This is a genomic window from Micrococcus sp. CS26, from assembly GCF_055522295.1.
On record NZ_JBVFVY010000025.1, the window covers coordinates 1 to 21172 of the forward strand.

The window sequence follows — 21172 nt, forward strand, 5'->3', positions numbered from 1 at the left end:
AGGCGGTGCGGGGCGCGGCGTCGGGCGAGCGACCCCGGTGCACTCCGCCCGTGCGCCTGTACGCGCGCCGCGCGGGCGTGGATCTGGAGCAGGTCACCGGCACGGGTGTGGGCGGGGTCATCACCCGCGCGGACGTCGAGGCGTTCCTGGCCGGGGGCGGGCAGCCCGCGGCCGCGGCGACGCCGCCGCAGTCCGACGCCGAGTCGGGCTCGACCGGGGGCGTCCGCACCCTGGGCGGCCGCCCGCGCACCGAGGCCGTGCCGGTCAAGGGCGTGCGCAGGGCGACCGCGGCGGCCATGGTGCAGTCCGCGTTCACCGCCCCGCACGTGACCGAGTTCCTGCAGGTGGACGTCACCGAGACCATGGAGCTGCTCGCCGAGCTCAAGGCCTCCCGCGAGTTCCGGGACGTCAAGCTCACGCCCATGACGCTCGCCGCCAAGGCGTGCCTCGTGGCGATGGAGCGCACCCCGGACGTCAACGCCCGGTGGGACGAGGCCGCCGGGACGATCGTCCGGCAGAACTTCGTGAACCTCGGCTTCGCCGCCGCCACCCCCCGCGGGCTGATGGTGCCGAACGTCAAGGACGCCCAGGCGATGAGCCTGAGGGAGCTGGCCGACGCCATCCGCGATCTCACGGGCCTCGCCCGCGAGGGGCGGCTGTCCCCGGCGGATCTGGCCGGCGGCACCTTCACGCTCACGAACGTCGGGGTGTTCGGCGTGGACGCGGGCACCCCGATCATCAACCCGGGCGAGGGGGCGATCATCGCGATCGGCCAGGTCCGGAGGATGCCGTGGGAGCATCGCGGCGAGATCGCCCTGCGGGACGTCATGACGCTGTCCCTCTCGTTCGACCACCGCTTCGTGGACGGCGAGCAGGGCTCGCGCTTCCTCGCGGACGTCGGCGCGATCCTGCGCCGCCCGGGTCTGACCCTGACCATGGTCTGACGGCCCCGGACGCGCCGCGGCCCCGCCACCCGGGCACCGGGAGGCGGGGCCGTCGTCGTGGCAGGCCGGTGCGGCCGCCGGCACGGCGTGGGCCGCGCTCAGTCGGCGGCGGGCAGCTCCATCACGAGCTCGGTGATGACCTCGGCACGGGCGTTGGAGAAGACCTTCTCCTCGCCGACGGTCTCGAAGCCGCGGCGGGAGAGCACCTTCACGGAGCCCACATTGTCCTCGGGGACGTGCGCCCGCAGCGGGCGGGCGGTGTGCTCCTCCAGGAACCGGTCCACGGCCGCGGTCGTCAGGCCCAGGCCCCAGTAGTCCTGCGCGGTCCAGAAGGACAGCTCGCCCACGCCGTCCTGCTGGGTGCACACGAGCGCACCCACGGCGCGGCCCTCGTGCTCGATGGTCCGCACGACGGTGTCCTCGTCCCCGAGCAGGTGGGCCCAGTGGTAGTCGAAGACACCGCGGTCCCGGGGGTTGCGGGGGGCGAAGGCGGACATCAGGTTGGCCTGCTCGTCCTGCTGGTGGAGGAAGAACTCGTCCAGATCCTCGGGTCGGACGTCACGAAGAAGCACGGCGGTGGACCTCTCGGGGCGGGGTTCGACGGCGTCCGCCGTCGCGGGTACCGGCCACCGTATCACCGGGCACGACGCCGGCCCGCCGGGCCGGTGCCGCCCGCTCAGTCCCCGCCGGGCAGCGGCCCGGGGGCCGTGGCCGCGGCCCAGGCCATGGCCACGAGGGTCGCGCGGCGAGCCGCGCGGTCGGCCGCGGTGCGCCGCACCGAGCGGGGGGTGGAGTTGAGCAGGCCCAGCACGGCCTGGGCGCGGAACACGGCGGTGGCCTGGTCCTCGTGGGGGTGGACGACCTGCAGCTGGCGCGCCCACACGTCGATGTAGGCGCGCTGGGTGCGCGTGATGGCCGTGCGCGCGCCGTCGGGCAGGGCGGACATGTCGCGGTCCTGCACACGGATCACGTCGCGCTGGGCGAGGGCGAAGTCCGCCTGGAAGCCGATGAGGGCCCGCAGGGTCTCCGCCCCCGGCGCGTGCTGCGCCTCGGCGGCCAGCCCGCCGTCCAGCAGGTCCTGTGAGGCCGTGTCGAGGATCGCCGTGAGCACGGCGGCCTTGCCGGCGAAGTGGCGGTAGATGGCGGGGCCGCTGATCCCGACGGCGGCGCCGATGTCCTCGAGGCGGACCGCGTCGAAGCCCCGGGCCGCGAACAGTCGCGCCGCGGCCGCGAGCAGGTCCACCCGGCGTCGGGCCTTGGCGGCCTCCCGGGCGGTCGGCGGGGTCGCCGGGGCGGCGGGGGACGCGGGATCGACGGCGGGCATGGGTTCCACTGTAGGACGAGACGAGGCGCGCCGGGCGCCCGGTCGACGTCCGTGACGATCGTCACTACACTGAGGCTCGGTTCAGTTAGTCGTCATTCACTGAAGGGGGTCCCATGACCGCCAGCACCCCGGCCCCGGCCGCGCAGTCCGCGCCCACCGTGGCCGAGCGCAACGCGGCCGGCCACGCTCGGCTCGAGCAGGAGCTCGCCGACCTCGTCGCCCGCACGTCGCTCGGCGGGCCCGAGCGCTCGCGCGAGCGCCACACCGGCCGCGGCAAGCTGCTGGTGCGGGACCGCATCGACGCGCTGCTCGACGAGGGCTCGCCCTTCCTCGAGGTCGGCGCGCTGGCCGCGCACGGCCTGTACGGCGGGGACAGCCCCGCCGCCGGCGTCGTGGCGGGCATCGGCCTGGTCCACGGCCGCCTCGTGATGGTGGTGGGCAACGACGCCACCGTGAAGGGCGGCACCTACTACCCCATGACGGTGAAGAAGCACCTGCGGGCCCAGGAGATCGCCCTGGAGAACCGCCTGCCGTGCATCTACCTCGTGGACTCCGGCGGCGCGTTCCTGCCCCGCCAGGACGAGGTCTTCCCGGACCGCGAGCACTTCGGCCGCATCTTCCGGAACCAGGCGCTGCTCTCCTCGCAGCGCATCCCGCAGCTGGCCGCGGTGTGCGGCTCCTCCACGGCGGGCGGCGCGTACGTGCCGGCCATGTCGGACGAGACCGTGATCGTGCGCGAGCAGGGCACCATCTTCCTCGGCGGCCCCCCGCTCGTGAAGGCCGCGATCGGGGAGGACGTCTCGCCCGAGGACCTCGGCGGCGGCCGGCTGCACGCCGAGCGCTCCGGCGTCGCGGACCACCTGGCGGACGACGACCTGCACGCCATGCAGATCCTCCGGGACATCGTGGCCACCCTGCCCCCGGCCGAGGCGCCGGCCTGGGAGGTCGCCCCCGCCGCGGAGCCCGCCAAGGACCCGGCCGAACTGACCAGCGTCGTGCCCGTGGACGTGAACACCCCCTACGACGTGCGCGAGGTGATCGACCGCCTCGTGGACGGCGGCTCCGTCCACGAGTTCAAGCCCCTCCACGGCACCACCCTGGTCACCGCGTTCGCGCGGATCGACGGCCACCCCGTGGGCGTCCTCGCCAACAACGGCATCCTGTTCGGAGACTCCGCCCGCAAGGGCGCGCACTTCATCGAACTGTGCGACCAGCGCGGCATCCCGCTGCTGTTCCTGCAGAACATCTCCGGCTTCATGGTGGGTCGGGACGCGGAGGCCGGCGGCATCGCGCGCGACGGCGCCAAGATGGTCACCGCCGTCGCGACCGCCCGCGTGCCCAAGCTGACCGTGGTGATCGGCGGCTCGTTCGGCGCCGGCAACTACGCGATGTGCGGCCGCGCCTACTCACCCCGCTTCCTGTGGATGTGGCCGAACGCGCGCATCTCCGTGATGGGCGGCCCGCAGGCCTCCTCCGTGCTCACGCAGATCAAGCAGGACCAGCGGGCCGCCGCGGGGGAGGAGCCGATGTCCCCCGAGGAGGTCGAGGCCTTCCAGGCGCCGGTCCGCCGGCAGTACGAGGACCAGGGCAGCCCCCTGTACTCCACCGCCCGCCTCTGGGACGACGGAGTGATCACCCCCGGCCAGACCCGCCGGGTGCTCTCCCTGGCCCTCGACGTCATCTCCCGTTCCCCGCTGCCGGACTCCCGGTTCGGCCTGTTCCGCATGTGAGGCACCCGTGACCGAGAACCACGCCCAGGGGACGCCCCTGTTCGACACCGTGCTGGTGGCCAACCGCGGCGAGATCGCCGTGCGCGTCATCCGCACCCTGCGCCGCCTCGGCATCCGCTCGGTGGCCGTGCACTCCGACGCCGACGCCGACGCGCGGCACGTCCGGGAGGCGGACACGGCGGTCCGCCTCGGCCCGGCTCCGGCCCGCGAGTCCTACCTGGACATCGACGCCGTCGTCGACGCCGCGCGCCGCACCGGCGCCCAGGCCGTGCACCCCGGCTACGGCTTCCTGTCCGAGAACGCCGACTTCGCCCGCGCGCTGGAGGCGGCCGGCATCGTGTTCGTGGGCCCTCCCGTGGGCTCGCTCGACGCGATGGCGGACAAGATCCGGGCGAAGGAGACCGTGGCCGCGTACGACGTGCCGGTGGTCCCCGGCATCCAGGACCCCACGCTCACCGACGAGCAGATCACGACCGAGGCCGAGCACGTCGGCTTCCCGCTGCTGATCAAGCCCTCCGCGGGAGGCGGCGGCAAGGGCATGGTGGCCGTGCGCGCCGCCGAGGAGCTGCCCGGCGCCCTCGCCTCGGCCCGGCGCACGGCGCGCTCGGCGTTCGGCGACGACACCCTGCTGCTCGAGCGGCTCATCACCGCGCCCCGGCACATCGAGGTGCAGGTGTTCGCGGACGCCCACGGCGCCACCGTGCACCTGGGTGAGCGCGAGTGCTCCCTGCAGCGCCGCCACCAGAAGGTGATCGAGGAGGCCCCCGCGCCCCTGCTGACCGGGCTGGCGCACGGGGCCGAGCTCCGCGAGCGCCTGGGCCGGGCCGCCGTGGACGCGGCCGTGTCCGTGGGCTACCGCGGCGCCGGCACCGTCGAGTTCCTCGTCTCGGACGAGAACCCGGACGAGTTCTACTTCATGGAGATGAACACCCGCCTGCAGGTGGAGCACCCGGTCTCCGAGGAGGTCGTCCGGGTGCGCGGACAACGCCTGGACTTCGTGGAGCTGCAGCTGCGCATCGCGGCGGGGGAGCCGCTCGGCTTCGCCCAGGCGGACGTGAGCCTCGACGGCGCCGCCGTCGAGGCCCGCGTCTACGCGGAGGACCCCGCGAACGGCTTCCTGCCCTCCACCGGGCCGGTGCTGCGCTGGCGCGAGCCCGCCGGCGAGGGCGTCCGCGTCGACACGCTCCTGCTGCCCTCCCGGCCGTCCGAGGAGCGCGCGTTCGGCTCCGGGCCGCAGGCGCGGCCCGCCACCGCCGTCGGCGCCGTGGACCCCGTGGACGTCGACGGCGCACAGCCCGAGATCACCGGCTTCTACGACCCGATGATCGCCAAGCTCATCACCCGTGGCGCCGACCGCGCCGAGGCCCTCGAGCGGCTCGACGCCGCGCTCGCGGACACCGTGCTGTTCGGCGTCCGCTCCAACCTGGGCTGGCTGCGCGAGCTCGCCGCCCGCACGGATGTGCGGACCGGCCGGCTCACCACCGAGCTGATCGACGGCCTCGAGGCGTGGACCGCCCCCGCGCTGCCCGAGGACCTCGCCGCCCTCGCGGCCGAGGCCCTGGCCGACGTGTCCGAGGACGCGGCCGCCGCCGAGCAGCGCGCGGCCGGCACCGCGTGGGCCCGGGCGGACGGCTGGCGCGGCGCGGGCGCCCCGCAGCCCGGGATGCGCGTGCGGGTCGGGGACGAGGACCGCATCCTCACCGCCCCCGCCGCCGACGCCGAGGTGGACGAGGACGCCGGAGCCCTGGCGGGCGTCAACCTCCTGGCCGGTGACCCGCGGGACCCGCGCTCGGCGTGGCTGCACCGCGACGGCGCCGCGTGGCAGGTCCGCCGCCTCACCCGGGCCGAGGTGGTCGAGGCCGCCCGCGCGGCCGCGGCCGCGCGCCGTGCCCCGGCCGGCGCAGCGTCCCCCGAGGCCCGCACGCCCATGCCGGGCACCGTCGTCGCCGTGTCCGTGGCCACCGGGGACACCGTGGCCGCGGGCCAGGAGCTGGCGGTGGTCGAGGCCATGAAGATGGAGCACCCCGTCACGGCCGCCGTCGCCGGCGTCGTGACCGTCCACGTCGCCGAGGGCGACGCCGTGGCCGCGCAGGCGTTGATCGCCGTCGTCGAGCCCACCGAGCACGCAGCACCCGCAGAGAACGCCTGAGAACAGGAGAGGACCATGAGCACCAAGCACCGCACCCTGCCCGCCCTCGAGGAGGACTACCAGGTCCTCTCCGACACCGTCCGCGAGTTCGCCGACGAGGTCGTGGCCCCGGTCTCCGCCGAGCTGGACGCCCAGCACGAGTTCCCGTACGAGATCGTGGCCCAGATGGGCGAGATGGGCCTGTTCGGCCTGCCGTTCCCCGAGGAGTACGGCGGCATGGGCGGCGACTACTTCGCCCTGGCCCTGGCCCTCGAGCAGCTCGGCCGCGTCAACCAGTCCGTGGCCATCACCCTCGAGGCCGGCGTCTCCCTGGGCGCCATGCCGCTGCTGAAGTTCGGCACCGAGGAGCAGAAGCAGCGCTGGCTGCCGGACCTCGTGGCCGGCACGCACCTGGCCGGCTTCGGCCTCACCGAGCCGGGCGCGGGCTCCGACGCCGGCGGCACCCAGACCACCGCCGCGCTCGAGGACGGCCAGTGGCGCATCAACGGCGCCAAGGAGTTCATCACCAACTCCGGCACGGACATCACCTCGCTCGTCACCGTCACCGCCGTGACCGGCACCGTGGAGGGCAGGACCGGCCACGACGGCCGCCCCGCCAAGGAGATCTCCACAATCCTCGTGCCCGCCGGCACCGAGGGCTTCTCCGTGGCCAAGGCCTACGACAAGGTCGGCTGGAACTCCTCGGACACCCACGCCCTGCACCTCACGGACGCGCGCGTGCCGGAGGAGAACCTGCTGGGCGCCCGCGGCCGCGGCTTCGCCCACTTCCTCGAGATCCTCGACGAGGGCCGTATCGCCATCGCGGCCCTGGCCACCGGCGCGGCCCAGGGCTGCGTGGACGAGTCGGTCGCCTACGCCAAGCAGCGGACCTCGTTCGGCCAGAAGATCGGGCAGTTCCAGGCCGTGTCCTTCAAGATCGCCCGCATGCAGGCCCGCGCGCACGCCGCCCGCCTGGCCTACTACGAGGCCGCCCAGAAGATGCTGGCCGGCAAGCCGTTCAAGACCGAGGCCGCCATGGCCAAGCTGATCGCCGGCGAGGCCGCCATGGACAACGCCCGGGACGCCACCCAGGTGTTCGGCGGCTACGGCTTCATGAACGAGACCCTCGTGGCCCGTCACTACCGCGACTCCAAGATCCTCGAGGTCGGCGAGGGCACCACCGAGGTGCAGCTCATGCTGATCGCCCGCGAGCTGGGCCTCTGACGTGACGGAGCGCGTCGAGATCGAGCAGCGGGGCCGCTACGCGGACGAGCTGGCGGTCGGTCAGGTCTACCTGCACCGGCCCGGCCGCACGCTCACCGAGGCGGACAACGTCCTGTTCACCACCCTCACCATGAACCCGCAGGCCCTGCACCTGGACCACGCGTACGCGGCGGCCCAGCCGTTCGGCCGGCCACTGGTCAACTCGATGCTGACGCTGTCCACCCTGGTGGGCCTCGCCGTCGGGCAGACCACGCAGGGCACGCTCGTGGCCCAGCTCGGCCTGGGGGAGATCGCGTTCCCGAAGCCGGTCTTCCACGGGGACACGCTCTACGGGCGCTCCGAGGTCACCGCGATCCGCGAGTCCTCCTCGCGGCCGGGGCAGCGGATCGTCACGTTCGCGATGACGGGGGAGAACCAGCACGGCGACGTCGTCGTCCGCGCCCAGCGCACCTGTCTGATGTGGACCGCGCAGGCGCACGCGGAGGCCAAGGCGAAGGCCGCCGACGCCGCAGGCACGGGGGAGCGGGCATGAGCGCGCTGACCCTCGGACCGGCCGTCATGTTCACCCCGGCGGACCGCCCCGAGCGGTACGCCACGGCGCTCGAGCGCGCGGACGCGGTGATCCTCGACCTCGAGGACGCCGTCACCCCGGACGCCCGGCCCACCGCGCGGGACGCCGTCGCGGCGGCCTGGGCGGGGCGGGCGACGGGCGGGGTCGACGGCGGCCCGCTGGACGAGGACCGCGTGGTGGTCCGCGTGAACCCCGCGGGCACCGCGGACCACGACGCCGACCTGGCCATGCTCGCCGGGACGGGCTGGCGCACGCTCATGCTCGCCAAGGCCGAGTCCGCCGCGCAGGTGGACGGGGTCGTCGCCGCCCTCGGACCGCAGACCCGCGTCGTCGCCCTGTGCGAGACCGCGGCCGGGATCCTCGCCGCCGCCGACCTGGCCGCCCACCCGCACGTGGGTGCGCTGATGTGGGGCGCCGAGGACCTCGTGGCGTCGATGGGCGGCAGCTCCTCCCGCACCCCCGAGGGCGCCTACCGCTCCGTGGTCCAGCACGCCCGCGCGACGGTGCTGCTGGCGGCGGCCGCCCACGGCGCGGCCGCATGGGACGCCGTCCACCTGGACCTCGGCGACGAGGCCGGGCTGGCCGCCGAGGCCGAGGACGCCGTCGCCCTGGGCTGCACCGCGACCGTGTGCCTGCACCCGCGCCAGGTGCCCGTCGTGCGCTCCGCCTACACGCCCGCCCCGGAGGCCGTCGAGCGCGCCCGGCGCGTCCTCGCCGCGGCCGAGGGCCGACACGGGGCCTTCGAGCTGGACGGGGCGATGGTCGACGAGGTGGTCCTCGCCCAGGCCCGCGCGGTCCTGCGCCGCGCGGACGCGCCCCGGCCGGCGAGCGCCTGACCGGCTCCTCGGCGGCTCCGCGCCCCGGCGGCCCCGTGCCGTCGGGGCGCGTCCGCGTCCGCACGGCTGCGCCCCGGGGCTGTCACACGGGCGCACGGCCCCGGGGCGCGCTTGACGGCGCACCCCTCCGCCCGCCAGAGTGTGGTTGTCATCACAGTGATCTGTCTCACACTGATCCGTCCTACGCACCCCCGGAGGGCCCATGTCATCCAGCGAGCCCACGGCGCCGGTCCCCACGGCCGCGCAGTTCCGCGCCGCGCAGCAGTCCGAGGAGTTCATCGAGCTCCGGCGCACCCACCGATCCTTCGCCTTCCCCATGACCGTGGCGTTCTTCGTCTGGTACCTGGTGTTCGTGATCGTCGGCGCGTTCTTCCCCGAGTTCATGGCGATCCGCCTCGGCGGCAACATCACCCTCGGCCTGATCCTCGGCCTGCTCCAGTTCGTCACCACGTTCCTGATCACCTTCGCCTACGTCCGTTTCTCCAACCGGACCCTGGACCCCCGCGCCACCGCGCTGCGTGAGCGCCTCGAGCGCGAGGCCGCCGGCGCCCACGAGAACCCGGAGGCCACGCGATGAGCGCGCTCACCCCCCTGCTCCAGGCCGCCCCGCAGACGGTCGGCAACCCCGCCGTGAACATCGGCATCTTCGTCGCCTTCGTGGTGGTCACCCTCGTGATCGTGATCCGCGCGTCCAAGACGAACGCGTCCTCGGCCGACTACTACGCCGGCGGCCGCGGCTTCTCCGGCACCCAGAACGGCACGGCCATCGCGGGTGACTACCTCTCCGCGGCCTCGTTCCTGGGCATCGTGGGCGCGATCGCCCTCTACGGCTACGACGGCTTCCTCTACTCGATCGGCTTCCTCGTGGCGTGGCTCGTGGCCCTGCTGCTGGTGGCCGAGCTGCTGCGCAACACCGGCAAGTTCACCATGGCGGACGTGCTGTCCTTCCGCCTGCAGCAGCGTCCCGTGCGCATCGCCGCCGCCTTCGGCACCATGGCCGTCTGCCTCTTCTACCTCCTGGCCCAGATGGCCGGCGCCGGCGGCCTGGTGTCCCTGCTGCTGAACATCAACGACCGGGCCGGCCAGGCCCTCGTGATCGTGATCGTGGGCGTGCTGATGATCGTCTACGTGCTGATCGGCGGCATGAAGGGCACCACCTACGTGCAGATCATCAAGGCGATCCTGCTGATCGCCGGCGCGGGGATCATGACCGTGTGGTCACTGGCCCTGTTCGGCTTCGACTTCAACGCCATGCTGGGGGCCGCCGTCGAGATGAACCCGAAGGGCGAGGCGATCCTCGAGCCGGGCCTGCAGTACGGCGCCAGCGCGCTGACCCGCCTCGACTTCGTGTCCCTGGGCATCGCGCTCGTGCTCGGCACCGCCGGCCTGCCGCACGTGCTCATGCGGTTCTACACGGTGCCCACCGCCAAGGAGGCGCGCAAGTCCGTGGTGTGGGCCATCGTCCTCATCGGCGCGTTCTACCTGTTCACCCTCGTGCTGGGCTACGGCGCCGGCGCGCTGATCGGCCCCGAGCGCATCCTGGCCGCGCCCGGCGGGCAGAACTCCGCGGCCCCGCTGCTGGCGTTCGAGCTCGGCGGCTCCATCCTGCTGGGCCTGATCTCGGCGGTCGCGTTCGCCACCATCCTCGCGGTGGTCGCGGGCCTGGCCATCACGGCGGCGGCGTCCTTCGCCCACGACGTGTACGGCTCCGTGATCGCCAAGCACCCGCTCACCCCGCAGGAGGAGGTGCGGATCGGCAAGATCACCGTGGTGGTGATCGGCGTCCTGGCGATCGTCGGCGGCATCGCCGCCCAGGGCCAGAACGTGGCGTTCCTCGTGGCGCTCGCCTTCGCGGTGGCGGCCTCGGCGAACCTGCCGACCATCCTCTACTCCCTGTTCTGGCGGCGCTTCACCACCCGCGGCGCGGTGTGGTCGATGTACGGCGGACTGCTCTCCGCGATCATCCTGATCGTCCTGTCCCCGGTGATGTCCGGGACGCCGACCTCGATGATCCCGGGCGCGGACTTCGCGGTGTTCCCGCTGAAGAACCCGGGCATCGTCTCCATCCCGCTGGCCTTCTTCCTCGGCTGGCTCGGCTCGGTGACCTCGTCGCGCGCCGAGGACCCCGACAAGCAGGCCGAGATGGAGGTCCGCTCCCTCACCGGCATCGGCGCCGAGAAGCCGGTGCAGCACTGATCCGCGGCTGACCCGGTCCCACGGGGGCCGGCGGGGCGGGACGTCGGGGTGCGGCGTCCGTCCGGCCGGCCCCCCGTCCGTGTCCAGGCCCGACTGGCATCATGGCGGGGTGACGCACGGATCCCTCACCGACTACACGCTGCCCGCCCCCGCCCCGGCGGACGACGACGGCGCCCCGCGCGCCGTCGCCCTGATCGGCTCCACGGGCTCGATCGGCACCCAGGGCCTCGACGTGATCGCCCAGGACCCCGCCCGGCTCCGGGCCGTCGCGCTCGCGGGCGGGGCGAACACGACCCTGCTGGCCGAGCAGGCCGTGCGCTTCGAGGTCGAGGCGGTGGGCTCCGCCGCGGCGGGGGAGGAGGAGCTGCGCGCCGCCCTCGCCGACGCCGCCGCCCGCCTCGGGCGCCCGTCCCCCCGACCCGTGCTGTTCACCGGCCCGTGCGCCGCCGAGCAGATCGCCGCGTGGCCCGGCGCCGACACCGTGCTCAACGGGATCACGGGCTCGATCGGCCTGCGGCCCACCCTCGCCGCCCTGCACGCCGGCCACCGCCTGGCCCTGGCCAACAAGGAGTCGCTCATCGTCGGCGGGGCCCTCGTGAAGGCGGCCGCGGCGCCGGGCCAGCTCGTGCCGGTGGACTCCGAGCACTCCGCGCTCGCGCAGGCGCTGCGCGGGGGCACGGCGGACGAGGTCCGCCGCCTCGTGCTCACGGCCTCGGGCGGGCCGTTCCGCGGCCTGGACCGCGCCGCCCTGCACGCCGTCACGCCCGCCCAGGCCCTCGCCCACCCCACGTGGGACATGGGCCGCGTCGTCACCACCAACTCCGCCTCCCTCGTGAACAAGGCCCTCGAGGTGATCGAGGCCCACCTGCTGTTCGACGTGCCCCTGGACCGGATCGACGTCGTGGTCCACCCGCAGTCCGTGGTCCACTCGATGGTCGAGTTCGTCGACGGGTCCACGCTCGCCCAGGCCTCCCCGCCGGACATGCGCCTGCCCATCGCCCTGGGGCTGTGCTGGCCGCGCCGTCTCCCGGGCGCGGCCCCGGCCTGCGACTGGACGCGGGCGGCCACCTGGACGTTCGAGCCCCTCGACGAGGAGGCCTTCCCCGCGGTACGGGCCGCGAAGGAGGCGGCGGCCGCCTCGCCCACCCACATGGCCGTGTTCAACGCCGCCAACGAGGAGTCCGTGGACGCCTTCCACGCCGGCGCCCTGCCCTTCGACGGGATCGTGGACACGGTCCGCGCCGTCGTCGCCGACTATGCCCCCGAGCACGTGCTCGCCGCGGCCGGCCACGACCCCGCGCCGACGGGGCTCACCGTGGATGCCGTGCTCGCCGCCGAGGCCTGGGCGCGCCGTGCGGCGCGGGCCCGCTGGTGACCGTCGTGGAGATCCTCTGGTACGTCGCGGGCGTCCTCGCGGTCGCGCTGGGCCTGGCGGTCTCGATCGCCCTGCACGAGATCGGCCACCTCGTCCCGGCCAAGCTCTTCGGCGTGCGCGTCACGCAGTACATGATCGGCTTCGGCCCGACGCTCGTCTCGTGGCGCCGCGGCGAGACGGAGTACGGGTTCAAGGCCGTGCCGCTGGGCGGCTACGTCGCGATGATCGGGATGCTGCCCCCGCCGCGGCCCGGGCAGACGCCCCGCGCGGCGTCCACGGGCTTCGTCCAGCAGCTGGGCCGCATGGCCGACGACGCGCGGGCCCAGGCCGCCGAGGAGGTCCGCCCCGGCGACGAGCACCGCCGCTTCCTCGCCCTGCCGGTGTGGAAGCGGGTGGTGATCATGCTCGGCGGGCCGTTCATGAACCTGCTCATCGCGCTGGGCGCCACCGCCCTGCTGGTCACCACGGTGGGCACCTCGCAGCCCAGCACCACCGTCGCCGAGGTCTACCGGTGCGTGGTCACGATGCAGGAGCAGCAGGCCCGCGCCGCCTCCGGCGGGACAGAGGACTGCCGCCCGGGCGATCCCGCCGCGCCCGCCCACGAGGCGGGACTGCGCCCCGGCGACACCGTGCTCGCCTTCGACGGGCGGCCGGTCTCCGACTGGGACGCCCTCTCCGCCGCGATCCGGGACCGCGCCGGACAGCCCACCCGGATCGAGTGGGAGCGCGACGGCGAGCGGATGAGCGCCACCCTGACCCCGCGCCTGACGGAACGGCCCGTGACGGACGCGCTGGGCCGGCCCGAGCGGGCCCCGGACGGGACCGTGGCGACCCACGAGGTCGGGTTCATCGGCATGGGCGCGCAGCTCGAGACGGTCCGCGGCACCCCGCTCGACGCCGGCCCGCTCGTGGCCCAGCAGGTGCGGGGCGTCGTCGACGTCGTCCTCGTGCTGCCGCAGCGGCTGTGGGACACCGCCGTCGCCGTGGTGACCCCGGCCGAGCGCGACCCGGACGGCCCGATGTCCGTGGTGGGAGTCGGCCGGATCGCCGGGGAGGCGGCGGCGCTCGAGGAGGCCACGCTGACGGACAAGGCCGCCCTGCTGCTGTCCCTGCTGGCGGGCGTGAACGTGGCGCTCATGGTGTTCAACCTCATCCCGCTGCTCCCGCTCGACGGCGGCCACGTGGCCGGCGCCCTGTGGGAGGCGGTGCGCCGCGGCTGGGCCCGGATCACGGGCCGCCCGGACCCGGGGCCGTTCGACCTGGCCCGCATGCTGCCGCTGACCTACGCGGTGGGCGCGGCGATGCTGCTCATGGGCGTCATCCTGATCGTGGCGGACATCGTGGAGCCGGTCCGGCTGTTCTGAGCCCGGCCCGTTCGCCGTGGGCGGTCGCCCCGCGCCCCGGGGCGCCCGCGCGCCTAGGATGGACCGGAGAACCCGGCGGCCCCGCGCCGTCGACCCCGAGAACCCATGAGGAGCGCCCCCGTGCCCGTCAGCCTTGGAATGCCGTCCGCCCCGCCGCCCGTGCTGGCCCCGCGCCGCACCACCCGGCAGATCCAGGTGGGCTCGGTGGGCGTCGGCTCGCAGCACCCCGTCTCGGTGCAGTCGATGACCACCACCAAGACGCACGACATCGGCGCGACCCTGCAGCAGATCGCCGAGCTCACGGCCGCCGGCTGCGACATCGTCCGCGTGGCCTGCCCCACGGACAAGGACGCCGAGGCCCTCAAGGTCATCGCCCAGCAGTCCACCATCCCCGTGATCGCGGACATCCACTTCCAGCCGAAGTACGTGTTCGCGGCGATCGAGGCCGGCTGCGGCGCCGTGCGCGTGAACCCGGGCAACATCAAGAAGTTCGACGACAAGGTCAAGGAGATCGCGCAGGCCGCCTCGGACCACGGCACCTCCCTCCGCATCGGCGTCAACGCCGGCTCCCTGGACCCGCGCCTGCTGCAGAAGTACGGCAAGGCCACCCCGGAGGCCCTCGTCGAGTCCGCCGTCTGGGAGGCCTCCCTCTTCGAGGAGCACGGCTTCAAGGACTTCAAGATCTCCGTCAAGCACAACGACCCGGTGATCATGGCCCGCGCCTACGAGCTGCTCGCCGAGCAGGGTGACTGGCCGCTGCACCTCGGGGTCACCGAGGCCGGCCCGGCCTTCCAGGGCACCATCAAGTCCGCTACCGCCTTCGGCTACCTGCTCGGCCAGGGCATCGGCGACACCATCCGCGTCTCCCTCTCCGCGCCGCCGGTCGAGGAGGTCAAGGTGGGCCTGCAGATCCTGCAGTCCCTGAACCTGCGCGAGCGCAAGCTCGAGATCGTCTCCTGCCCCTCGTGCGGCCGAGCCCAGGTGGACGTGTACACGCTGGCCGAGCAGGTCACCGAGGGCCTCCAGGACCTCGAGGTCCCGCTGCGGGTGGCCGTCATGGGCTGCGTCGTCAACGGGCCGGGCGAGGCCCGCGAGGCCGACCTCGGCGTCGCCTCCGGCAACGGCAAGGGCCAGATCTTCGTCAAGGGCGAGGTCATCCGCACCGTGCCCGAGGATCAGATCGTGGAGACCCTCATCGAGGAGGCCAACCGGATCGCCGGTGAGATGGACCTGGGGGAGGACGGCGGTGACCAGGCTGCCGCCGGTGCCCCGGTGGTCTCCGTCCACTGACCGGGAGGTCCGGGCTGCCACGGCTGACCGCGTCCGCCTGCTGACCGACGCGGACACCGCCGCGCTCGCGGCCCTGTCCGCCCGTGCCCCCGTGTCCAACGTGTTCGTGGACTCCCTGCTCGAGGCGGGCCGCCTGGCCGGCCCGCGCGGGGGAGCGGCGGGCACCCTGTTCCTCGGGATCGACGACGACGCCCCGGGCGCCGGGAGGCTGCGCGCGGCCGTCTGGATCGGCTCGAACGTGGTGCCGGTCGCCGCGTCCGAGGCCCCGGACGCGGGATGGGCGCCGGGCGACGCGGAGGCGCTCGGCGCGGCGGCCGCCGCGCTGCGCCGCCGGTACGGGTCGATCTACGGCCCGGCCGGTCCCGTGCTGGCCGCCGGTCAGGCCCTCGCCGCCGCGGGCCACCGGTCCCGGTCCGTGCGCCCCGACCAGCCGCTGCTCGTGCTGGGCACGGCCGGGGGGATCGACCCGAACCCGTCCGTGGTGCAGGCGCAGCCACGCGACTTCGCGCGCGTCCTGCCGGCCAGCGCGGCGATGTTCGAGGAGGAGCTCGGCTTCTCCCCGTTCGCCGGCGGCGCGGCCCAGTACCGGGACCGCGTCGAGCGGCTGATCCAGGCCGGGCGCGTCTTCATCGACCCGGGCCCGCGCGACGCGGGCGGCCCGCTGCGCTTCAAGGCGGACATCGGGCTGCTCTCCTCCCGGTGCGCCCAGATCCAGGGCGTGTGGATGGCCCCCGCCGCGCGGGGCCGAGGGCTGGCGGCGTCGGCGATGGCCGCCGTCGTGGACTACGTGCGCCTCCAGGCGCCCGTGGTGAGCCTCTACGTCAATGCGTACAACACCCCCGCGCTGCGCACGTACGAGCGCGTGGGGTTCGAGCGGCGCGGCACGTTCGCGACCGTCCTGTACTGACCCGGCGGACCCTGCCCGGGCGATAGGATCGGCGGTCAGGACGCCGGGCACCCCCGTGCCGGCGTCGTCCCGTCCCGCGCGCCGCCCCCGACCGCGCGAGCCCGTCCGAGGAGGCCCCGTCATGCCCCTGCGCATGTCCACCCTGTTCCTGCGCACCCTGCGCGACGACCCGGCGGAGGCCGAGGTGGCGAGCCACAGGCTCCTCGTCCGTGCCGGCTACATCCGTCGCGCGGCCCCGGGCATCTACTCGTGGCTGCCGCTGGGCCTGAAGGTGCTGGCCAAGGTGGAGCGGATCGTGCGCGAGGAGATGGACGCGATCGGCGCCCAGGAGGTGCACTTCCCGGCGCTGCTGCCGCGGGAGCCCTACGAGGCCACGGGCCGCTGGGAGGAGTACGGCGACGGGCTGTTCCGCCTGCAGGACCGCCGGGGCAACGACTACCTCCTGGCCCCCACGCACGAGGAGATGTTCACGCTCCTGGTGAAGGACCTGTACTCCTCGTACAAGGACCTGCCCGCGTACCTGTACCAGATCCAGACCAAGTACCGGGACGAGGCCCGCCCGCGCGCCGGCCTGCTGCGCGGGCGCGAGTTCATCATGAAGGACTCCTACTCCTTCACGGTGGACGACGCCGGCCTGGACGCCGCGTACGAGGCCCATCGGGCCGCCTACCTGCGGATCTTCGACCGTCTCGGCCTCGAGGTCGTGCCGGTGCGGGCCACCTCCGGTGCGATGGGCGGCTCCCGCTCCGAGGAGTTCCTGCACCCCACCGAGGTGGGCGAGGACACCTTCGTCGAGTCAGACGGCGGCTACCGCGCCAACGTCGAGGCCGTCACCACAGTGGCCCCCGCCCCGCTGGACGAGGCGGCCATGGCGGCCCTGCCCGCCGCCGAGGTCAAGGACACCCCGGTCTCCACCACCATCGCCGCGCTCGTGGACGTCGCCAACCGGCTGGCCCCGCGCGACGGCGAGCCGTGGACCGCCGCGGACACGCTCAAGTGCGTCGTGGTCACCGCGGTGGTGGACGGCGGTGAGCGTCGCCCGTTCGTCGTGGGCGTGCCCGGCGACCGTGAGGTGGACCTCAAGCGTCTCGAGGCCTCCGTGGGCCCGGCGCTCGGCGTGGTCGGCGAGCCCACGCTCGAGGCCGCGACCGCCGCGGACCTGGCCGCGCACCCCGCCCTGGTCAAGGGCTACATCGGCCCCGCGGCGGCCGATGCGGTCGAGGGCACCCCGGTGCTCGGCGCGGAGGGCTCCGTCTCGGGCCTGCCCTTCTTCGTGGACCCGCGCATCGCCCCCGGCACCGCGTGGATCACCGGCGCGAACGCGGACCAGCGCCACGTGTTCGGCCTCGTGGCCGGCCGCGACTTCATGTGGGACGGCGTGCTCGAGGCCACCGCGGTGCGCGAGGGCGACCAGGCCCCCGACGGCTCCGGCCCGCTGCACACCCGCCGCGGCATGGAGATGGGCCACATCTTCCAGCTCGGCCGCAAGTACGCCGAGGCCCTCGACCTGAAGGTCCTCGACGTCCACGGCAAGCAGGTCGTGGTGACCATGGGCTCCTACGGCATCGGCATCACGCGCGCCGTCGCCGCGATCGCCGAGCGCTACCACGACGACAAGGGCCTGGCGTGGCCGCGCGCGGTGGCCCCGGCGGACGTGCACGTCGTCGTCGCCACGAAGGGCGAGGACGGCCTCGCCGCCGCCGAGACCCTCGCCGCGGGCCTCGAGGCCGAGGGCCTGACCGTGCTCGTGGACGACCGTCCGAAGGTCAGCCCCGGCGTGAAGTTCAAGGACGCCGAGCTCATCGGCGTGCCCACCACCGTGGTGATCGGCCGCGGCCTGGCCGACGGTGAGCTCGAGCTCAAGGACCGGGCCACCGGTGAGGCGCGCCCCGTGCCCGTGGACGGGGCCGTCGCGGCGGTGCTCGCGGAGGTGCGCCACGGGCGCTGAGTGGTTCGGCGCCGTCGAGCTGACCGCCGGACTGCTCGTCCTCGTGCTCGCCGCGGGCTTCGCGGCGGGCTGGATCGACGCCGTCGTGGGCGGGGGCGGGCTCCTGCAGCTGCCGGCCCTGCTGCTCGTGCCCGGGCTGAGCCCGATCCAGGCGTTGGCCACCAACAAGCTCGGCTCGGTGTTCGGCACGGCGACGTCGGCGCTCACCTACCGGCGGCGCCTGCGGCAGGACCTGTCCACCGCACTGCCGATGGCCGCCGTCGCCTTCGCGGCGGCCCTGGGCGGGGCCGTGGTCGCCGCGCATCTGCCGGCCGGCGTGATCCGGCCCGTGATCCTGGTGGCGCTGATCGCCGTCGCCGTGTTCACGGCCGTGCGCCCGGGCCTCGGACAGGTCGCCGGCGTGGGACCGCGGCGGAGCACCGCGCTGGCCCGGGCCGTGGCGCTCGGCGCGGCGGTGGGCTTCTACGACGGCGTCCTCGGCCCCGGCACGGGCACGTTCCTCATCCTGGGGCTGGTGCTGCTGCTCAAGTTCGACTTCCTGCACGCCTCGGCACAGGCGAAGGTGGTCAACCTCGCGACCAACCTCGGCGCGCTCGCGTACTTCGTGCCCTCGGGGCACGCGGTGCTGGGCCTGGGGCTGCTGCTCGGCGCGGCCAACCTCGTGGGCGGCTACGTGGGGGCCCGCATGGCGATCGCCCGCGGCACCGGCTTCATCCGCGTGGTCTACCTCATGGTGGTGGCCGCGCTCATCGTCAAGGTCGGCGCGGACACCCTCGCCCCGCTGCTGCGCTGAGCCCGCCCCGTCCGACCCGGTCGGGAGCACTCGGCCCCGCCGTGGGCCGCCGGTAGGCTCGGCCCCGGATCCCGACCCCGGCCTCCGCCCGCGTGGCGCGGCGGCCCCGACCCGACGAGTGAGGCACCCCATGGACAGCACCGACCGCCGCGACGACCTCGCCGAGCTGCGCACCCGCGTCGAGGAGGCCCTGGCGGCCGACGACGTGGTGGTGGAGCAGGTGCGCGCCACGGGCGCCGCCGAGCACCGCACCGTCGAGGTGGTCCTCGACCGCGCCTCGGGCACCCAGGGCCTGAGCCTGGACGACGTCGCCCGCCTCTCCGGCCGGGTCTCCGCCGCCCTCGACGCCCTGGGCGACCACGTGCCCGGCGTCGGCGCGGGGGAGTACCTGCTGGAGGTCACCACCGCGGGCGTGGACCGCCCGCTCACCGAGCCCCGCCACTTCGCCCGCAACGTCGGCCGTCTCGTCGAGGTCTCGATCGACGGCGCCGCGCCCGTGACCGCCCGCCTGAAGGACGTGACGGACGACGACGTCGAGCTGGCCGTGGTGCGCCCGCCCGCGAAGAAGGGCATGAAGGCCAAGGAGCTGCCCGCCGAGCGGGTCGCCCTCGACCGCCTCGGTCCGGCGATCGTGCAGGTAGAGTGGAGCCCCGCTCAGCAGGCCGGCGACGCCGACGCCGCCGCGGGCGAGGACACGGCCGAGCACACGGAGGCATGAGTTGGACATCGACATGAGCGCGCTGCGCATGCTGGAGGCGGAGCGGGAGATCCCGATGGACCGCCTCATCCCCACCATCGAGCAGGCCCTGCTCATGGCGTACCACCGCACCCCGGGGGCCCTGAAGCGCGCCCGCGTGGAGATCGACCGCGCGACCGGCCACGTCACCGTGTGGGCCACGGAGCTGGACGAGGACGACACGCCCATCGGCGAGTTCGACGACACCCCGAACGGCTTCGGCCGGGTGGCCGCCTCCACGGCGCGCCAGGTGATGATCCAGCGCATGCGCGAGGAGGACGACGACAAGGTCCTCGGCGAGTTCAAGGACAAGGAGGGCGAGCTCGTCTCCGGCGTCATCCAGCAGGGCCTGAACCGCCACATGGTCCAGGTGAACCTCGGCACCCTCGAGGCCGTCCTCCCGCCGCCCGAGCAGGTGCCCGGCGAGGACTACGCCCACGGCCGCCGGATCCGCGCCTACGTGGTCTCCGCGACGCGCGGCGCCAAGGGCCCGTCCGTCACGGTGTCCCGCTCGCACCCCGGCCTCGTGCGCAAGCTCTTCGAGCTCGAGGTCCCGGAGATCGCGGACGGCTCGGTCGAGATCACGGCGCTGGCCCGCGAGGCCGGCCACCGCACCAAGATGGCCGTGCGCGCCACCCGCCCCGGGGTGAACGCCAAGGGCGCCTCCATCGGGGAGATGGGCAGCCGCGTGCGCGCCGTCATGACGGAGCTCAACGACGAGAAGATCGACATCGTCGACCACGTGGACGACCCCGCCGCGATGATCGCCAACGCCCTCTCGCCCGCCACGACCGTCTCGGTGGAGATCCTCGACGCGGACCAGCACTCGGCCCGCGCCGTGGTGCCGGAGTACCAGCTGTCCCTGGCCATCGGCAAGGAGGGCCAGAACGCCCGCCTCGCGGCCAAGCTCACGGGCTGGCGGATCGACATCGTCGGCGACGGGGTCACCACCTCCGCCCCGGGACGCTGACCGTCCCCGGGAACAGATCCGGGCCCGGACGCGCTAGGATGGATGAGGTCCTTTCTCGATCCGACGCCCGTGAGGGGTGAACGCATGACGTCTCGGACGGTCGTGCGCACCTGCATCGGATGCCGATCGAGGGCGGACCGGCAAGAGCTGGTGCGCGTCGCCCTGGACTCCTCGACGGAACCCCCATCCGTCGTCTGGGACCCGGAACGACGCCGTCCCGGCCGGGGTGCGTGGCTGCATCCCGGCGAGGACTGCCTCCACCTCGCCCTGCGCCGCCGCGCGTTCGGGCGGGCCTTCCGGTCCGCCGTCGACGCCGACGCGCTGGGCCGCACCGCGGAGGCACCGGCTGACAGACCGACAGATGAAGGCGGGTCAGAGATCTGATGCGTACCCGATGAGCACTGAAGCATGAGTGCCCAGCGATGAACTTCACCCCCTGCTATCAGGCAGGCCGTGGTGCGCGTGCCCTGGTGGCGCGCGCGACGGCCTGGAGCAACGTCAACGGTCCCAGGACGCGCTGAGACGGACAGCCCGAGCGGCTCCGTTCCGGCCCGTGGGGCCAGAACAGGAGAACCGTGGCCAAGGTCCGCGTCCATGAGCTCGCCAAGGAGCTCGGCATCACCTCGAAGGAGGCCTTGAGCACGCTCAAGGACCTCGGCGAGTTCGTCAGCTCGGCTTCGTCCACCATCGAGCCCCCGGTGGTCAAGAAGCTGCGCAACGCCTACCCGGGTGCCGGCAAGTCCGCCGCCAAGCCCGGTTCCACGCCCGCCGCCCCGGGCCGTTCCGCCGCGCCGAAGCCGGCGGCCGCCCCGTCGCCGCGCGCCGCGGCCCCCACG

Annotated in this window: 20 protein-coding genes; 18 read left to right on the forward strand and 2 right to left on the reverse strand. The window is 74.3% G+C overall.

Features of this window, described 5'->3' with window-relative positions:
- On the forward strand, positions 1–944 hold a 944-nt coding region (locus ACZ1IK_RS09800), incomplete at its 5' end, for a dihydrolipoamide acetyltransferase family protein (RefSeq protein ID WP_465098484.1).
- Between the two features lie 98 nt (positions 945–1042).
- Here the strand turns inward: ACZ1IK_RS09800 and ACZ1IK_RS09805 are convergent.
- Positions 1043–1516 carry a GNAT family N-acetyltransferase gene (locus tag ACZ1IK_RS09805; protein ID WP_051995227.1) on the reverse strand — a complete coding sequence of 158 codons (474 nt, stop codon included), beginning with the start codon at positions 1514–1516 and terminating at the stop codon, positions 1043–1045.
- A 104-nt stretch (positions 1517–1620) separates the two neighbouring features.
- Complete coding sequence (locus ACZ1IK_RS09810; protein WP_144825494.1) at positions 1621–2268, reverse strand: TetR/AcrR family transcriptional regulator; 648 nt, start codon at positions 2266–2268, stop codon at positions 1621–1623.
- 113 nt (positions 2269–2381) lie between these two features.
- On the opposite strand from ACZ1IK_RS09810, the gene ACZ1IK_RS09815 reads away from it, so the two are divergent.
- The 17 genes from ACZ1IK_RS09815 to ACZ1IK_RS09895 form a co-directional block, all read left to right on the forward strand.
- Positions 2382–3998, forward strand: coding sequence for a carboxyl transferase domain-containing protein (locus tag ACZ1IK_RS09815; RefSeq protein WP_098093290.1), 1617 nt, complete (start codon positions 2382–2384; stop codon positions 3996–3998).
- 7 nt (positions 3999–4005) lie between these two features.
- A complete protein-coding gene (locus tag ACZ1IK_RS09820; protein WP_144825495.1) occupies positions 4006–6147 on the forward strand; it encodes an acetyl/propionyl/methylcrotonyl-CoA carboxylase subunit alpha in 2142 nt (713 codons plus the stop codon).
- Positions 6148–6162: 15 nt separating this feature from the next.
- Positions 6163–7350 (forward strand): acyl-CoA dehydrogenase family protein, encoded by a 1188-nt coding sequence (locus ACZ1IK_RS09825; RefSeq protein ID WP_113913942.1) that lies wholly within the window; start codon positions 6163–6165, stop codon positions 7348–7350.
- Between the two features lies 1 nt (position 7351).
- Positions 7352–7882, forward strand: coding sequence for a MaoC family dehydratase (locus ACZ1IK_RS09830; protein WP_002855019.1), 531 nt, complete (start codon positions 7352–7354; stop codon positions 7880–7882).
- Positions 7879–8757, forward strand: coding sequence for an HpcH/HpaI aldolase/citrate lyase family protein (locus tag ACZ1IK_RS09835; RefSeq protein WP_044658614.1), 879 nt, complete (start codon positions 7879–7881; stop codon positions 8755–8757). The genes ACZ1IK_RS09830 and ACZ1IK_RS09835 overlap by 4 nt, the downstream gene beginning before the upstream one ends.
- Before the next feature lie 202 nt (positions 8758–8959).
- Positions 8960–9334 (forward strand): DUF485 domain-containing protein, encoded by a 375-nt coding sequence (locus tag ACZ1IK_RS09840; RefSeq protein ID WP_041104222.1) that lies wholly within the window; start codon positions 8960–8962, stop codon positions 9332–9334.
- A complete protein-coding gene (locus ACZ1IK_RS09845; protein ID WP_041104224.1) occupies positions 9331–10953 on the forward strand; it encodes a solute symporter family protein in 1623 nt (540 codons plus the stop codon). Before ACZ1IK_RS09840 ends, ACZ1IK_RS09845 begins: the two co-directional genes overlap by 4 nt.
- 139 nt (positions 10954–11092) lie before the next feature.
- Positions 11093–12328 carry a 1-deoxy-D-xylulose-5-phosphate reductoisomerase gene (dxr, locus tag ACZ1IK_RS09850; protein WP_061866743.1) on the forward strand — a complete coding sequence of 412 codons (1236 nt, stop codon included), beginning with the start codon at positions 11093–11095 and terminating at the stop codon, positions 12326–12328.
- The gene (locus ACZ1IK_RS09855; RefSeq protein ID WP_061866732.1) at positions 12325–13692 is read left to right on the forward strand and encodes a M50 family metallopeptidase; all 1368 of its coding nucleotides are present in this window, start codon (positions 12325–12327) and stop codon (positions 13690–13692) included. The genes dxr and ACZ1IK_RS09855 overlap by 4 nt, the downstream gene beginning before the upstream one ends.
- Positions 13693–13797: 105 nt before the next feature.
- Complete coding sequence (ispG, locus tag ACZ1IK_RS09860; protein WP_061866731.1) at positions 13798–14982, forward strand: flavodoxin-dependent (E)-4-hydroxy-3-methylbut-2-enyl-diphosphate synthase; 1185 nt, start codon at positions 13798–13800, stop codon at positions 14980–14982.
- Positions 14957–15889 (forward strand): DUF4081 domain-containing GNAT family N-acetyltransferase, encoded by a 933-nt coding sequence (locus ACZ1IK_RS09865; RefSeq protein WP_252411548.1) that lies wholly within the window; start codon positions 14957–14959, stop codon positions 15887–15889. The genes ispG and ACZ1IK_RS09865 overlap by 26 nt, the downstream gene beginning before the upstream one ends.
- A gap of 121 nt (positions 15890–16010) precedes the next feature.
- Positions 16011–17837, forward strand: a complete 1827-nt coding sequence (locus tag ACZ1IK_RS09870) for a proline--tRNA ligase (protein ID WP_102708373.1) — start codon at positions 16011–16013, stop codon at positions 17835–17837.
- Between the two features lie 43 nt (positions 17838–17880).
- On the forward strand, positions 17881–18630 hold the full coding sequence (locus ACZ1IK_RS09875; protein WP_179288550.1) for a sulfite exporter TauE/SafE family protein: 750 nt from the start codon (positions 17881–17883) through the stop codon (positions 18628–18630).
- Between the two features lie 130 nt (positions 18631–18760).
- A complete protein-coding gene (locus ACZ1IK_RS09880) occupies positions 18761–19348 on the forward strand; it encodes a ribosome maturation factor RimP (protein WP_185194677.1) in 588 nt (195 codons plus the stop codon).
- 1 nt (position 19349) lies between these two features.
- Complete coding sequence (nusA, locus tag ACZ1IK_RS09885) at positions 19350–20336, forward strand: transcription termination factor NusA (RefSeq protein WP_036314069.1); 987 nt, start codon at positions 19350–19352, stop codon at positions 20334–20336.
- An 84-nt stretch (positions 20337–20420) separates the two neighbouring features.
- The gene (locus tag ACZ1IK_RS09890; protein WP_235186490.1) at positions 20421–20720 is read left to right on the forward strand and encodes a YlxR family protein; all 300 of its coding nucleotides are present in this window, start codon (positions 20421–20423) and stop codon (positions 20718–20720) included.
- A 191-nt stretch (positions 20721–20911) separates the two neighbouring features.
- Positions 20912–21172: translation initiation factor IF-2 N-terminal domain-containing protein (locus ACZ1IK_RS09895; protein ID WP_465098485.1), on the forward strand; the 261-nt coding region annotated here is incomplete at its 3' end.

Bases quoted from the DNA above. Each gene is read 5' to 3' on its own strand.
- ACZ1IK_RS09810 (WP_144825494.1), bottom strand. From the start codon at position 2,268: ATGCCCGCCGTCGATCCCGCGTCCCCCGCCGCCCCGGCGACCCCGCCG.
- ACZ1IK_RS09815 (WP_098093290.1), top strand. From the start codon at position 2,382: ATGACCGCCAGCACCCCGGCCCCGGCCGCGCAGTCCGCGCCCACCGTG.
- ACZ1IK_RS09825 (WP_113913942.1), top strand. From the start codon at position 6,163: ATGAGCACCAAGCACCGCACCCTGCCCGCCCTCGAGGAGGACTACCAG.
- ACZ1IK_RS09835 (WP_044658614.1), top strand. From the start codon at position 7,879: ATGAGCGCGCTGACCCTCGGACCGGCCGTCATGTTCACCCCGGCGGAC.
- ACZ1IK_RS09840 (WP_041104222.1), top strand. From the start codon at position 8,960: ATGTCATCCAGCGAGCCCACGGCGCCGGTCCCCACGGCCGCGCAGTTC.
- ACZ1IK_RS09845 (WP_041104224.1), top strand. From the start codon at position 9,331: ATGAGCGCGCTCACCCCCCTGCTCCAGGCCGCCCCGCAGACGGTCGGC.
- ispG (WP_061866731.1), top strand. From the start codon at position 13,798: ATGAGGAGCGCCCCCGTGCCCGTCAGCCTTGGAATGCCGTCCGCCCCG.
- ACZ1IK_RS09870 (WP_102708373.1), top strand. From the start codon at position 16,011: ATGCCCCTGCGCATGTCCACCCTGTTCCTGCGCACCCTGCGCGACGAC.
- ACZ1IK_RS09880 (WP_185194677.1), top strand. From the start codon at position 18,761: ATGGACAGCACCGACCGCCGCGACGACCTCGCCGAGCTGCGCACCCGC.
- ACZ1IK_RS09890 (WP_235186490.1), top strand. From the start codon at position 20,421: ATGACGTCTCGGACGGTCGTGCGCACCTGCATCGGATGCCGATCGAGG.